The organism is Streptomyces sp. NPDC104096, from assembly GCF_055584385.1.
The window spans coordinates 63,894-76,685 of sequence record NZ_JBVJMD010000045.1 but is presented as its reverse complement, the minus strand read 5'-3'; the positions used below and the strand labels follow the sequence as shown (position 1 = coordinate 76,685).

Genomic DNA, 12,792 nt, shown 5'->3' with positions numbered 1-12,792 from the left:
GGACCGCAGTCGCCCGGGTTTTTCGCGGCGCGGCCGCTCCCCGTCGGCGCGCGGTCCGTCCGGCGCGCCGGACGGCACCCCCGACCGCCGCCCGCACCAGCCCGGACGCCGCACCGGCCGCCGCCCCACCGGTGTACGCCATCAGCACCCGCGGCCTGGTCAAGAGCTATGCGGGCCCGGACGGAAGCACCACCCACGCCGTCCGCGGCCTGGACCTCGACGTCCTCCAGGGCGAGACCTACGCCTTCCTCGGCCCCAACGGCGCGGGAAAGTCCACCACCCTCGCCCTGCTGTGCGCCCTGGCCCGCCCCACCGCCGGACAGGCCACGGTGGCGGGCGCCGACGTGATCGGCCGACCGGACCAGGTGAGACGGCTGGTCGGGATGCTCTTCCAGCACAGCGCCCTGGACCCGGACCTGACGGCCGAACAGAACCTGCACATCCACGCACGCCTGTACGGACTGCGCCGCCGCCACGCCCGCGTGCGCGTCACCGAGATGCTCGAAGCGGTCGGACTGGACGACCGTCGGCGCTTCCCGGTCCGCACCCTGTCCGGAGGCATGCGCCGCCGCCTGGAACTGGCCCGTGGCCTGCTGCACGCGCCCGAGGTGCTGTTCCTCGACGAGCCGACCACCGGGCTCGACCCGCACGCCCGCGCCCAGGTCTGGGAGTACCTGCGCGTACTGCGCGACCGGCACGGCAGCACCCTCTTCGTCACCACCCACTACCTGGAGGAGGCGGAGCACTGCGACCGGCTCGGCATCCTCGACCACGGCCGACTCGTGGCCCAGGGCACGCCCCGGGCGCTGAAGGCCGCGATCGGGGCGGACCGGGTCCTGCTGCGTACCGGCGACGACGCGGCGGCGCGCCAGGTGGTGGGTCGGACCGCCCCCTCGGGCCGGGCCGTCACCCTGGACACCGAGGGAGTGTCCCTGCGGGTGCCCAACGGCAGTGCCTGGATCCCCCGCCTGTGCGCGGCACTCGAAGCCCACGGCATCGCCGTGCACGCCGCGTCCGCCACCCCGCCGACCCTCGACGACGTCTTCTTCCACCACACCGGGCGCAGCATCCACACCCCCCGGCCGCACCGGACACCGGCCGACCCGGCTCAGGGCGCCACCACCGCAGCGACCGAGGAGACCCCATGACCGCTCCCGCCGTCCCGGCCTCGGACGCCTCCGGCACCCCCGCCGACCCCGGCGCCTCCCACAGCGGAGGCCGGGAGCCGAGGCCGCCCCTGCGCCACGAACTGCGCGCGGTCCACGCCCTGGTCCACCGCGATCTGCTGCGCCTGGCGGGCCAGCCCACGCACAGCGCCCTGATGCTGATCCAGCCGGTGCTCTACCTCTTCGTCCTGGGAGGCGGTCTGGCCGCCCTGATCCCGGACTCCTCACTGGGTGTCGGATACCAGACGTACCTCTTCCCGGGCATGCTGATGATGACCGTACAGTCGCCGGCCATCATCGTCGGCGTCCGCCTGATCACCGACCGGCAGAGCGGCTACCTGCGCGAACTGCTGATGGCCCCGGTCAGCCGGCCCACCCTGCTGCTCGGGAGCTGCGCCGGCGGCACCATCGTCTCCACGGTCCAGGGCGCCGTGCTGCTCTGCCTGGCCGGCGCCGTCGGCCTGCCCTACGACCCCCTGCTCCTGGCGCTGCTCCTCGCCGTGATGATCCTGGCCTCCTTCACCATCACGGCCCTGTCCCTGCTGCTGGCCGTGAGCCTCGACCGGCCCGAGATCTTCCACATGCTGCTCGGCCTGGTGATGATGCCGCTGCTGTTCCTCTCCGGCGGCTTCTTCCCCCTGGGCAACCTGCCGGGCTGGGCCCACCCGCTGGCCGCCGCCAACCCGCTCGCCTACGGGGTCGACCTGCTCCGCCGCGCCATCGCGCTGCGCGTACCCGGCCGGGCGACCGCCGGGGGCATCGAGTGGTACGGCTGGCAGCCTCCCCTGCTCCTGGAGGGTGCCGTCCTGCTCGCGGGCGGAGTCGCGGCCCTGCTCTGGGCCGCCCGCCGCTTCAGCCGCCCCGAATGACCCCCGCCCCGCGGGCCGTCGAGGGCGTCAGGGCGCCGGCGCGGATTCCTGGACCAGACCGAGTGCCGCCTCGCTGAAGGCGCGCACACGGGATGTCGCGCCGTCGGCCGGCCAGACGAGACCCCATTCCACCGGCGCGGCGTCCTCGAAGGGGACATAGGCGACGTCCGGCCGGGCGAAGTAGCGCCGTGCGTGGGCGCCGACGGCGAAGACGCCGTCCCCGGCGCCGACGAGCGTCAGCATCTCGTTGAAGGTCTCTGCCGATGGTGCGGTCGAACAGGGGGACGCCGATGCGGCGCTCCAGTTTGGCGATGGCCCGGCTGACCCGTGCGGTGGAGACGTGCAGCCGCTCGGCCGTGCGACCGAAGTGCAGTTCCTCGGCGGGCGTCAGGAACGCCTCCAGCTCGTGCCGCTCCAGCGTCCCCGCCGCCCTCCATCGTCAACCGAGGCTCAACGAACGTTGCGCAGAAGCGCATTGATGACCCTCTGGCCCCACAGCAGGATCAGAAGCGCGGAAAGCCTTCGAACTGCACAGGAGAGCATCATGTACGTCACCCTCGACCGCGCCCTGACCGCTCCCGCCCACGACAGGGCCGCGGCCGTCGCGGAACTCCGGGACCGGGCGGAAATCACCGATGCGCTCTACCGCTTCGGTCTGGGGCAGGACCTCAAGGACCAGGAGCTGTTCGCCTCGGCCTTCGCCGCCGACGCCGAACCGGACTTCCGCCCGGCCGCCGCGCGATGGGGCGCCGAGCCGCCGTTGACGGCCGGGCGCGAGAGCATCGTCACCACCGTCCTGGCCATGTTCGCCGGCCGGGTGGACACCACCCACCAGGTCACGAACCCGCGGATCGCCGTGGACGGTGACACCGCCCGGCTCACCGCCCTGGTCGAGGCACAGCACCTGCTCGTCGGCGACCGCACCACCCACGCGCTCCTGAAGAACCCCTATGACGTCGACCCGGTCCGCGACGGCGACCGCTGGGTCATCCGCCGACTGCGCATCGACAACACCTGGTACACCGGCGACCCCGGCGCGATCTTCGGCTGAGGTCAGCGGAGCGATGCCGGTGCCCGCGTACGACGAGGAGACCGATCACGATCGCCCGGCTGGAGGACGCCACCGCCTCGACCCCTGGACTCCGTACCGCGGGCGGACACCCAAGGAGGCGGCCGGATCGGGGACATCGGTCCGTGTCCCGTGCCGTACCGGCCGTTCTCCGCACCCCGCGCCCGGTTCCCGCGCCCCTCACGCCTCCACACCCCCGCGTCCCACTATCAGGGCGTTTGACCAGCAAAGGCCCGGTCTGCACCTCCGAGGTCCGGCAAGGTTGCGCCTGTGAAGGGACGCCGCCCACAGGCGTCCCGCACGACATGGAGGAGACACATGCGAGCAAAGACGGCCCTCACCGCCGGCGCCCTGGCGCTCACTCTCGCCGCCGGAACCGGCTGGGCCGCCCAGGCAGCCCCCGAGCACACACCCGCTGCCAAGCCCGTACATTCCCGTGCCGTCGACGGCTATCAGATCGTCACGCTCCCCAACGCGAACGTCCCGAACTTCCAGCGCCGTACCGTCTACTGTCCGGCCGGCAAGCACGTCATCGGTGGCGGAGCCGAAGCGCAGGGCGCCGACGCGATGCTCGTCGGCAGCTTCCCCACCCCGGACGGTTCCGGCTGGATCGGTCTCGGCAGGCAGAAGGCCTACAGCACCGTCGGCATCAGCGTGTACGCCATCTGCGCCTTCTGATCCGACGTCAGTCCCGTCAGCGCCCCGTCGTCGGAACCTCCGGCGGCGGGGCGCCGCGCGTCCGGTCGGTCGACCCGATGTTCCTCACTCCAGGGTCTGCCCGACCTGGCGGCGTCGGGCTCACGCGGACGGCGTGACCGGGGACCGCAGCCCGAGCCACTGCTCGGCGTCCCAGGCCCGGAACCGCTCCACCTCGGTGAACCCCAGCTTCGCCGCGAGGCGCATCGAGCCGAGGTTGGCGCTCTGGGTGGTGAGCACCACCGGCTCGCCGGGAAGGACGCCGTCGAACCAGCCGAGCGCCGCCGCGCACGCCTCGGCGGCGTACCCGGATCCCCACGCCCGCGGCAGGAACAGGTAGCCGAGATCGGCCTTCCCCGCGGCAGCCGGGCGACGATGCTCCGTCGCCCTCCTGAGCAGCACCTGACCGATCATCGCCCCGTCGAGATCGACGACGAAACTCCCCGGCCACCGCTCGGGCACCCCGGGCAACTCGCGCTCCAGCTCGGCACGCGGACGCGGACCGCCGAGGTAGGTGTGCACCTCCGGCGACGCCAGCAGCTCGACGAACGCCGCACGGTCCCGGACTTCGGGCTCACGGAGCACGAGTCTCCTGGTCCTGATCGGCTCAGGCGGCCAGTCGACGGGTCCCAGGTCTGACATGCGCGCAGACTAGCAACCCGAGGGGCCCGGGGAACTTCACGGGCGGGGGCCTGGTACCGCCCTCGCCCCGGCCCGCCGACGGGCGGGGTGTCTACCGCCGGCCCACCGACTCCAGCATCACGGCGGGCGGAAGGGACGGGTTGGCCGCTGCCGCTTCCGCCACCTGCCGGTCCGCGTCGGTGAGCAGCTCCACGACGACCGACGGCGGGAGTGCCGGGTGGCCGGCCGCCACAGGTCTGGCCCGTTTGTCGGCCAGGCAGACGAGCAGTGCGGAGGCCGTCGCCCCGCGGTGTCGCGCAACCTCACGGAACACCTTCTGCACCGCTGGTTCGTGACGGACCAGGTCCTCCAGCAACGCCGGGAGCGCGTCCGGATTGGTCGCCACCTTGGCCAGGACACGGACGCCGTGCCGGTCGACCATGGCGCGCAACTGCGCGTCCGTGAGGCCGGGGTGAGGAGCGAGGGCCTTGACCACCTTCGCGTCGGGGTCGTCGGCCAGCCGGTCGCGTATCTCGGGCGGCAGATCACGTCGTTGGGCCACGAGCATACGGGCGGCCGGGTCCGGTGACGTGGCCAGCTCATCGACCTCGGCGGGGGAGGAGGCGGCGATGCGGGGGAGGAGGGTGGCGCCGATCCTGGTGGTTCCGGCCAAGCGGGTGAGCACGTCGAGCGGTACTCGGGGATGGTGCGCAAGCCCGCGGCGCACGAGGGGGTCGCGGTCCTGGGCCAGCGCGCGGATCAGGGCGTCGTCGATCGCGGGATTTTCGGCAAGGTCGGCGCGGACGCCGGGAACGGGGTCCGAGGCGAGCCGGGTGCGGGCTCGCGGGGGCAGGTCCGAGCGGCCGGCGAGCGCCCAGCGCAACAGCATGGACGGATGGTCCACGAAGCCGAGGAGGGCTTCGACGGGGGTGGCAGGGTTGCGGAGTGCCGCTTCCTGGATGTCGTGGAGGGTGGACTCGTGGGAACCGTCGCAGGAGGCGCCCGGCCGCAGATCGCAGTCGAGGCGAGGGCATTGCGGATCGTGCAGGAAGGGGGTCTCCTCACGGTCGCAGACCGGACAGCGTCGGGCCGCGGGGAGCCCCTCCCCGGTCATCAGTGCGGCCAGTGCGGCCGGGGGCGTCGCCTCGTTGGCCGCCACCGCGCGGCGGACCTCGGCGTGCGGATGCGCCGCAAGCCTCGCGGCCACGTCCGGGGTGGCGGCCAAAGCGAGTTCGGCGACGACGCGTACGTCAGGGTCCGTCGCGAGCCTGTCCACCACGTCGGACGGGAGACCGGGACATGCCGCGAGCTTCTCCCGACGCTCACGGACCGGGTCCGTCGCGAGAAGGCGCGCCCACTCAGGACGTCCGACACCCCGGTCGAGCAGAGCGAGGGCGGCATCCGGCCGGACCGAGGGATCGATGTCCGCGGCGGTCAGCCGACCCTCGTACGCGAGTTGCACCGCGCTCTCGTCGATACGCTCGGCCAACGCGACCGCCTGTGCGCGGCTGAGGTCCGCGCGATGGGCGAGACTCGTGGCGATGTCTCCGTCCGCGATGGATATCAGCCGGTCGACCAGCTCGGACGGCAGGGCAGGATTGGCGGCGAGCCCGCACAGGACGTGATGCACACAGGCATCCTGCCCTGAGCGTGAACGACGCGTTCGGGAATGGTCACGGCGACTCGGACGTGAGCCGTGAGCTCTCGTGAAGCAGACCTTGAACGAGATTGCGAGCCGCACCGTGATACGAGGCCTTTGCCTGCGGTGACGCGCTGATCGACTCGCGGGCGGATCGCGGGGCAGCTCGTCGATAAGGGGCGCCCTTGGAGGCGACGTAACGTTTCTGCTATGGTTGATCTTGAGCGGGTCGGTGGAGGTCGCACCGGACTGCGATGCGTTGGTCGTCCAAGGAAAGATGCCCCGCTTCCTGTGGGGAGATGCAGGTGCAAGGCCTGCCCGGCGCTCTGTGAGGACCCCGTCCCGGGTTTCGGGACGGGGTCTCTTTTTTGTCTGCGGCGAGGGCTGGGGACGGGTGTCGGTGCGCGGCTTGTGGTCCGGGCCGTTCCGGACGCCGCGGTCATCGGACGGGTCGCGTACGCCGCGTGGGCCCCGTGCGCGTTGTACGGGGCCCACGCTCGCGCGGTTTCGACATGGCTCAGGGGCAGCTGATGCGGATGTCGCCCGCGTCCGTGGTGCAGGTGTCCGTGTTGAGGCCGCCGTTGGCGGTGTCGTTGCCGGCGACGTTGTCGACGGTGTCGAGGTTGTCGGTGCCGGTGTTGCCGATCAGGGTGTCGTTGCCGGGGCCTGCGGTGAGGGTGTCGTTGCCGGCGCCGCCGTCGATGCGGTCGTTGCCGTAACCGCCGTGCACGATGTCGTTGCCGCTGCCGGCGCTGACGGTGTCGTCGCCGCCGAGGGCGCAGATCACGTCGTTGCCGCTGGTGCCGGTGATGGTGTCGTTGCCGCTGGTGCCGACGCGGGTGCAACCGCGGGCGTTGTTGACCGTGGTCGTCGCCGTGGCGGTGTTGTCGCCGGAGTTCGGGTCGCTCTGAGCGGCGACGACGGTGGCCCGGTTCGTGAGTGTGCCGGTGGTCCGCGGCTCGGCGGCGACGGTCACCGTGGCGGCCGCTCCCGGGGCGAGAGTGCCGAGGGAGCAGTTCGCGGAGGTGGCGGTGGTGGTGCAGGTGCCCGCACTGGTGGTCGCGGAGACGACCGAGACGGCGACGCCGCTGAGGGCGTCCGACAGGGAGACGTCGGTGGCGGAGGCCGTGGTGCTGTTGTTGGTCACCCGCACGGTGTAGGTGGGCCGGTCACCGATGCCGACCGTGGTGGGACCGGACTTCGTCACCGCCAGATCCACGCCGGACGGCGGCGGCGGGGCGGTGCCGCCACCCTCGAAGCGTGCCAGGGCGAAGTCGCCTTCGGGCCCGCCCCCGCCGGCGGCGACGATCTTTCCGTCCGTCTGCAGGGCCACACCGTTGGCGGCGTCGCTGCCGCCGAAGTCCGCCGTCGCGAGGCCCCCGGTGCCGAACCCGGTGTCCTGGCTGCCGTCGGGGTTGTAGCGCCGGACGGCGAAGTCGCCGCCGGGCCCGGTGCTTCCGGCGACGACGATCCGGCCGTCTCCCGGCTGCACCTTGACGTCGGCCGCGGCGCCGCCCGGGGTGAGCACCGTGCCGGTCCGGTTGAAGCTCGTGTCCAGGGCGCCGTTGGGGAGGTAACGGGCCAGCCCGAACCGGGAGCCGCTGCCGCCGGCGGCGACGATCTTTCCGTCCGGCTGAACCGCGAGACCTTCCACGGAGTCGTAGTCGCCCAGGTCGGTGCGGACGATGCCGTCGCCGTCGAAGCTCGTGTCGAGGCTGCCGTCGGTGTTGAAGCGCAGCAGCGCGAAGTCGAAGCGGGTGGTGCCCACCTCGCCGCCGACCAGGATCTTGCCGTCGGGCTGCAGTGCCAGGGCGCGGCCGTCACCACCCTCCTGCAGGACCGGCCCCGCCGGATCGGCGGTCACCGTGCCGTCGCCCCCGAACGTGGTGTCCGGGGTGCCGTCGCTCCTGAGGCGCAGCACCGCCACGTCCCCGCCGTAGTAGCCGGCCGCGACGATCCTGCCGCTCGAGTCGATGGCCACGTCCTGGGCCTCGGTGGGGCTGCCGAAGTCGGCGAAGACCCGGCCGTCGCCGCTGAAGGTGTTGTCCAGGGTTCCGTCGGCGTTGTAGCGGGCGACGATGAACCAGCAGCAGTCGTCGTACTCCCGCCAGCTGCTGCCCACCACGACGATCTTGCCGTCGGCCTGCAACGCCACGGCGTGCGCCTCGCCCCACTGCAGGTTCGGGCCCATGTTGTCGATGGCGGTCGTCACCGTGCCGCCGGTGCCGAAGCCGGTGTCCGGCGTGCCGTCGGGGTTGTGCCGGGTCAGTGCGAAGCGGCTCTCCGTCACCGATTCGTCGACCGAGGAGCCGACGGAGACGATCTTTCCGTCGGGCTGTACCGCCACGTCCGCGGCGTGATCGTCGTCGGCGATGTCGGTGAGTACCTTGCCGTCACCGCTGAAGGAGGAGTCCAGGCCGCCCGGGGCCGCGACCGCGGCCCCGGGGAGGGCCAGCACCAGTGCCAGGACGCTCGCCGTGACGGTCCCGGCCCGGGCCGGGAAGGACCGGCGGCGGCCGCTGTGCCGTTGCCGCGCCGGTCGTGCATGTGGGGTGAACATGGGCGACAGCCTTACGGCGTCAGCACGCGCAGACGGTCACCACGAGCGGCGTTGCACTCACCGGACGTACGAATCCATCCGAGCGGGTGAGCGTGACTCGTGCTGTTGTGCGAATCATCTTCATGGACCCGACTCGATCGGGCACAGAATGTCGGGTCCGGCACGGTGGGCGCTGCCTAGCGTGGTGATCGTCAAGGAAGGAACCGTGCATGCTGGAGCGGCTGAACCAGGCCATGGAGCACATCGAGAGCCATCTCGACCAGGCCATCGAGGTGGACGAACTGGCGCGCATCGCGGCCACCTCGGAGTACCACCTTCGCCGGATGTTCTCCGCGCTCGCGGGCATGCCGCTGTCGGAGTACGTCCGGCGCCGCCGGCTGACCCTCGCGGGCGCCGAAGTGCTCGCGGGGCGCGAGACCTTGCTGGAGATCGCGGTGCGCTACGGCTACGGCTCCGGTGAGGCGTTCGCGCGGGCGTTCCGTGCCATGCACGGCATCGGACCGGGGGAGGCCCGCCGCACCGGCGCCGCACTCAGCTCCCAGTCCCGGATGGCCTTCCGCCTCACCGTCGAAGGGAACAGCAGTATGCGATACCGCGTCGTGGACAAGGCGGACTTCACCGTCGTCGGTCTCAAGGCCCGGGTGCCGCTGGTGCATTCGGGGCCCAACCAGGCGATCATGGACTTTGTCCGCGGGATCGATCCGCAACTCCTGGAGCGCCTGGAGAAGTTGTCGGACCAGGAGCCGTCCGGCATCGTCGCGGTCTGCGACGACCTGGACCCCGGTCGCGCCGAGGGCACCGAACTCGACTACTACCAGGGTGTGATCACCTCTGCGGCCGCACCCGCGGGATCGACCGTGCTGGGCGTTCCGGCCGGTACCTGGGCGGTCTTCACCACTTCCGGGCCGGCGCCGCAGGCCATCCAGGAGCTGTGGCGGGACGTGTTCACGCAGTGGTTCCCGTCGAACCCGTACCGCAGTCGGCCCGGCCCCGAGATCCTGCGTATGCGCCTGTCGCCGGACCGGACCGAGGCCGACGCCGAGCTGTGGCTCCCGGTGGAGTCGGAGCGAGGCTGAACGCATCGGCAGGCCGTCCGGGGCGGGCGCCCGAGGCGGAGGGCGACTCACCCGTCCGGACTCGTCGGACTGCGGGTGCGGTGCGGTCGGCATGACGCTGGAAGCCGAACCCGTGAGCGGCCGGAGCGGCCCCAAGGCGCCTGCCATGCGGACCGTCCTCCAGGAGCGTGATTATGGCCCGGAACCGCCGTCTGATCCTGAACTCGCCGTCCGAGGTCTGGCGCCTGCTGTCCGACGGCAGCCGTTACGGGGAGTGGGTGACGGGAACGCAGCAGGTCCTCGCCGCGGACCCGCACTGGCCGGAGGTGGGCGCCCGTTTGAAGGTCCGGGTCGGCGCCGGGCCGCTGACCCTCGACGACACCTGCGTCGTACGTATCTGCGAACCGTTGCGTCGCCTGGAACTGGAAGCGAAGGCGGATCCCTTCGGCGCGGCCCGTATCGCCATGCAGTTGCTCCCCTGGGGCGAGCACACCCTCTTCACCCTCGACTGGCACCCCCTGCGGGGCCCCGGCATCCGGATGCACGGACTGCCCGTGGACTACGTGGTCAAGGTCCGCAACGGGATGATGCTGACAAAGCTGGCCCGGATCGCCGTGCGCGAGCACGTCGGGAGCGTCGACGGCGGGATGTCCGTCTGAGGGCGGACCGTGACCGCGGGGCGGGGGGAGGGGCGCTGTCCCGGTCTGCCCGCCCCGTCACGTTCCGAGGACATGCGGCTCAGAACTCGCGGGTTCGGCCGCAGATGCGGGATCATGTCCGGATACCGCCTTCGAAGGAGTGGGCATGCGACGAAACCGACTGCTCACCGCAGTCGCGGCAGTGTGCGCGACCTCGGTACTCGGCCTCACGGCGCCGCAGGCCGCCGCGGCCGATCCCGGTTCCACCGCTTGTTCCCATGTGTCGTCGGACCTGCGTCCCACAGTCATCTACGGCGACACGGGCGCGGCGGTCAGACAGGCACAGTGCCTCAGCAACATGTGGGGCGGCGAGCCGCCCAAACTCGCCCTCGACGGGGTCTACGGCACCGTCATGCTGAAGAAGATCGAATGGATCCAGATCTGCCACGGCCTGCCGCAGAGCGGCGTCATCGAGGACCGCACCTGGCAGGTGCTCTACCACCCGGCCCTGGACTGCTACCTGCCCTATCCCGACTGAACCGGGCGTCGGCCACGCACCGCCGCCGGACGCCGGAGGTCACCTCGCCGAGGCCTGCGCCTGGACGAGGTGACCGCGATCGGCGGGGTGGCTCCGGACCGGCGTCACGGCCCCCCGGTGTGTCTCAGAAGTCGTCCGCGCCGTTGCGGAGTTCGGGGGTCCAGTAGCCGGTGAGGGCCTTCGCCGGGTCGACGGCGATGCCGCCGCTGCCGGGCGCGGTGACGGCGATGACCGTGGAGTCGCCCTCCAGGACGACGGAGAACGCCGACACGGGCTCGTTGTCCTCGTCCACCCCGCCGTCCGACAGCTTCACCACGGCATAGGCGGGTGCTCCCGCCGTGAGCACGACCGGTGCGGCCGGCTTGCTCTTGGCGACGGCCGGGACGTCCTGCTTGTGGCTCTCCAGGAACTGGACGTGCGGCGCGCCCGCCAGCCGGCAGGAGCGGCCGGAGGTGTTCTTCGCCGTGAGGACGATGTGGGTGTAGGGAGGGCCGTCCTGGGTGGCGGCGGTGACGGTGACGTCCCGCGCGGTGCAGACCCGGGTGGTGGCGGACGCCTGCTCGCCGGTCGAGCCCGCGGAGCCGCCGTCGGCGGTCCGGTCGGTCGAGCCCTTCGACGCCGTCGAGTGCGCCGCACCGGTCGAGCCCGTCGCGTCGGCCTGCCCGCCGTCGGCCGGCTTCGCGGTCGCCGAAGCGGTGGCCGCGGGCGCCGAGTCGGTGCGGTCGTCGCTCTGGCAGGCGGTGAGGGTCAGAGCGAGGGCCGTGCCCGCGGTGGCGAGCAGGAGGGAGCGGTGACGCAGCATGTTCATGGAGAGTTCCCCGTGTGGTGCGGGGCCGTGGCTCGTGCCGACGGCCGAGGTCGTACTGGTGGTGTGGTGTGGTGCGGTTCCCGGTTGCCGTGGCCCGGGCTCAGTTGCCCTTGCCCGGCCGGTAGTCGGACGGCAGGGTGTACACGAACTCGCGCGGATCGGCGTGCGAGGCCTCCAGCAGCTCGGGGACGCTGTGATAGCCGAGGGCGTACAGGTTCCGGCTGGGGTCCCACGTGTTGTAGGCGTACATCGCGTTGCGCTTCTTGGTCATGTGGGAGCTGGGGATGTCGAGCACGTACGCCGCGCCGTTCGCGCGCTGGTCCCGGGGGCGTTCGTAGGCGTAGACGTGGTTGAAGCGCACGTCGGAGATCGTGCCGTCGTTCATCAGGCGGTAGGCCACGTCGCTGCACGCCTTGTGGGTCTCGGTGTGCTCCAGCCAGCCGGCCGTGAACTTGTGCGACGCGCCCGGGTATTGCGCGGCGAGCGCCCTGACCTTCGCGTCGATCCGGTCGACGAGCCTGTTGTAGGCGGACGTGCTGGCGAACCCGTCGTCCACGACCTTGAAGTTGATGACCTTGTCCACGCCCAGCGCCTTCGCGGAGGCCATGAACTCGGCCGTGCGGCCTGCGACGATCATGCTGGTTCCGTCGGTCGGCCAGGACAGGTTGTGCCTGCCGCCCGCGGCGCACGGATGCGGGGTGGCCCAGGTGGTCAGGGGGCAGGGGTCGCCGTTCATGCGCACGGCCAGATCGGGGTTCCTGCCGTTGCTCACCAGGACGAGGTAGACGGGCCGTCCGGCCGCCTTGTGCTCCAGGATCGAGCCGGCCAGGCCGATCGCGTCGTCGTCCTGGTGGGGCGCGTAGAAGATGGCGGGCTTGGCGGCGGCGGACGCCGCGGGGGCCCGGCCCGCCTGGTAGGCCACGGCGGCGGCGGTCAGCGCGCCGGCCGCCAGAACGCTCCGCCTGGAGATTCCGGTGGCCTGCTCCTGGCTGCTGTTCATGAGAGGTCTCCCCGTTTCGGGTTCGTCGCGTGTGTGTGGCGCGACTTCGGTTCTCGCTCGGCGGCGGGTGGTCGGTGCCCGATTCCCGGTCCGTACAGGGTCCGTGGTCCGGCGGCACCGTCCGTGGAGGATC

At 71.9% G+C, this 12,792-nt stretch carries 13 protein-coding genes and 1 pseudogene; 7 read left to right on the top strand and 7 right to left on the bottom strand.

What is annotated here, in order from left to right:
• Positions 1-131: 131 nt before the first annotated feature.
• Together ACZ60B_RS32615 and ACZ60B_RS32610 are read left to right on the top strand one after the other, a co-directional pair.
• On the top strand, positions 132-1,148 hold the full coding sequence (locus ACZ60B_RS32615; RefSeq protein WP_469393411.1) for an ATP-binding cassette domain-containing protein: 1,017 nt from the start codon (positions 132-134) through the stop codon (positions 1,146-1,148).
• On the top strand, positions 1,145-2,035 hold the full coding sequence (locus ACZ60B_RS32610) for an ABC transporter permease (protein ID WP_469393407.1): 891 nt from the start codon (positions 1,145-1,147) through the stop codon (positions 2,033-2,035). Before ACZ60B_RS32615 ends, ACZ60B_RS32610 begins: the two co-directional genes overlap by 4 nt.
• A 27-nt stretch (positions 2,036-2,062) precedes the next feature.
• Here the strand turns inward: ACZ60B_RS32610 and ACZ60B_RS32605 are convergent, their stop codons facing one another.
• Positions 2,063-2,278 (bottom strand): hypothetical protein, encoded by a 216-nt coding sequence (locus ACZ60B_RS32605; protein ID WP_469393405.1) that lies wholly within the window; start codon positions 2,276-2,278, stop codon positions 2,063-2,065.
• 13 nt (positions 2,279-2,291) lie between these two features.
• Positions 2,292-2,453: pseudogene (locus ACZ60B_RS32600) on the bottom strand (helix-turn-helix domain-containing protein); the annotation flags it as partial.
• A gap of 126 nt (positions 2,454-2,579) precedes the next feature.
• Here ACZ60B_RS32600 and ACZ60B_RS32595 point away from each other — a divergent pair.
• Both ACZ60B_RS32595 and ACZ60B_RS32590 read left to right on the top strand, forming a co-directional pair.
• Positions 2,580-3,086: a nuclear transport factor 2 family protein gene (locus ACZ60B_RS32595; protein WP_469393402.1), complete on the top strand. Its 507-nt coding sequence runs from the start codon at positions 2,580-2,582 to the stop codon at positions 3,084-3,086.
• Between the two features lie 336 nt (positions 3,087-3,422).
• Complete coding sequence (locus ACZ60B_RS32590) at positions 3,423-3,782, top strand: hypothetical protein (protein WP_469393400.1); 360 nt, start codon at positions 3,423-3,425, stop codon at positions 3,780-3,782.
• Between the two features lie 120 nt (positions 3,783-3,902).
• Here the strand turns inward: ACZ60B_RS32590 and ACZ60B_RS32585 are convergent, their stop codons facing one another.
• The 3 genes from ACZ60B_RS32585 to ACZ60B_RS32575 form a co-directional block, all read right to left on the bottom strand.
• A complete protein-coding gene (locus ACZ60B_RS32585; protein WP_469393398.1) occupies positions 3,903-4,442 on the bottom strand; it encodes a GNAT family N-acetyltransferase in 540 nt (179 codons plus the stop codon).
• A 91-nt stretch (positions 4,443-4,533) separates the two neighbouring features.
• Positions 4,534-6,051 carry a hypothetical protein gene (locus ACZ60B_RS32580; protein WP_469393396.1) on the bottom strand — a complete coding sequence of 506 codons (1,518 nt, stop codon included), beginning with the start codon at positions 6,049-6,051 and terminating at the stop codon, positions 4,534-4,536.
• Between the two features lie 526 nt (positions 6,052-6,577).
• On the bottom strand, positions 6,578-8,620 hold the full coding sequence (locus ACZ60B_RS32575) for a calcium-binding protein (RefSeq protein ID WP_469393394.1): 2,043 nt from the start codon (positions 8,618-8,620) through the stop codon (positions 6,578-6,580).
• Positions 8,621-8,829: 209 nt separating this feature from the next.
• Here ACZ60B_RS32575 and ACZ60B_RS32570 point away from each other — a divergent pair, with 209 nt between their 5' ends.
• The 3 genes from ACZ60B_RS32570 (at position 8,830) to ACZ60B_RS32560 (ending at position 10,851) form a co-directional block, all read left to right on the top strand.
• Positions 8,830-9,696 carry an AraC family transcriptional regulator gene (locus ACZ60B_RS32570; RefSeq protein WP_469393392.1) on the top strand — a complete coding sequence of 289 codons (867 nt, stop codon included), beginning with the start codon at positions 8,830-8,832 and terminating at the stop codon, positions 9,694-9,696.
• A gap of 173 nt (positions 9,697-9,869) precedes the next feature.
• Entirely contained in the window at positions 9,870-10,334 is a 465-nt protein-coding gene (locus ACZ60B_RS32565; protein ID WP_469393390.1) for an SRPBCC family protein, read from the top strand.
• A 145-nt stretch (positions 10,335-10,479) separates the two neighbouring features.
• Positions 10,480-10,851 (top strand): peptidoglycan-binding domain-containing protein, encoded by a 372-nt coding sequence (locus ACZ60B_RS32560; protein ID WP_469393388.1) that lies wholly within the window; start codon positions 10,480-10,482, stop codon positions 10,849-10,851.
• A gap of 124 nt (positions 10,852-10,975) precedes the next feature.
• Here ACZ60B_RS32560 and ACZ60B_RS32555 read toward each other — a convergent pair whose 3' ends face one another.
• Together ACZ60B_RS32555 and ACZ60B_RS32550 are read right to left on the bottom strand one after the other, a co-directional pair.
• Positions 10,976-11,659 carry a DUF4232 domain-containing protein gene (locus ACZ60B_RS32555; protein WP_469393386.1) on the bottom strand — a complete coding sequence of 228 codons (684 nt, stop codon included), beginning with the start codon at positions 11,657-11,659 and terminating at the stop codon, positions 10,976-10,978.
• Between the two features lie 100 nt (positions 11,660-11,759).
• Positions 11,760-12,659 carry a PIG-L deacetylase family protein gene (locus ACZ60B_RS32550; RefSeq protein WP_469393384.1) on the bottom strand — a complete coding sequence of 300 codons (900 nt, stop codon included), beginning with the start codon at positions 12,657-12,659 and terminating at the stop codon, positions 11,760-11,762.
• Positions 12,660-12,792 lie beyond the last annotated feature (133 nt).

Excerpts from the sequence above, each read along its gene's own strand:
- ACZ60B_RS32610 (WP_469393407.1), top strand. The coding sequence starts at position 1,145 with ATGACCGCTCCCGCCGTCCCGGCCTCGGACGCCTCCGGCACCCCCGCC.
- ACZ60B_RS32605 (WP_469393405.1), bottom strand. The coding sequence starts at position 2,278 with ATGCTGACGCTCGTCGGCGCCGGGGACGGCGTCTTCGCCGTCGGCGCC.
- ACZ60B_RS32595 (WP_469393402.1), top strand. The coding sequence starts at position 2,580 with ATGTACGTCACCCTCGACCGCGCCCTGACCGCTCCCGCCCACGACAGG.
- ACZ60B_RS32590 (WP_469393400.1), top strand. The coding sequence starts at position 3,423 with ATGCGAGCAAAGACGGCCCTCACCGCCGGCGCCCTGGCGCTCACTCTC.
- ACZ60B_RS32585 (WP_469393398.1), bottom strand. The coding sequence starts at position 4,442 with ATGTCAGACCTGGGACCCGTCGACTGGCCGCCTGAGCCGATCAGGACC.
- ACZ60B_RS32575 (WP_469393394.1), bottom strand. The coding sequence starts at position 8,620 with ATGTTCACCCCACATGCACGACCGGCGCGGCAACGGCACAGCGGCCGC.
- ACZ60B_RS32570 (WP_469393392.1), top strand. The coding sequence starts at position 8,830 with ATGCTGGAGCGGCTGAACCAGGCCATGGAGCACATCGAGAGCCATCTC.
- ACZ60B_RS32565 (WP_469393390.1), top strand. The coding sequence starts at position 9,870 with ATGGCCCGGAACCGCCGTCTGATCCTGAACTCGCCGTCCGAGGTCTGG.
- ACZ60B_RS32560 (WP_469393388.1), top strand. The coding sequence starts at position 10,480 with ATGCGACGAAACCGACTGCTCACCGCAGTCGCGGCAGTGTGCGCGACC.
- ACZ60B_RS32555 (WP_469393386.1), bottom strand. The coding sequence starts at position 11,659 with ATGAACATGCTGCGTCACCGCTCCCTCCTGCTCGCCACCGCGGGCACG.
- ACZ60B_RS32550 (WP_469393384.1), bottom strand. The coding sequence starts at position 12,659 with ATGAACAGCAGCCAGGAGCAGGCCACCGGAATCTCCAGGCGGAGCGTT.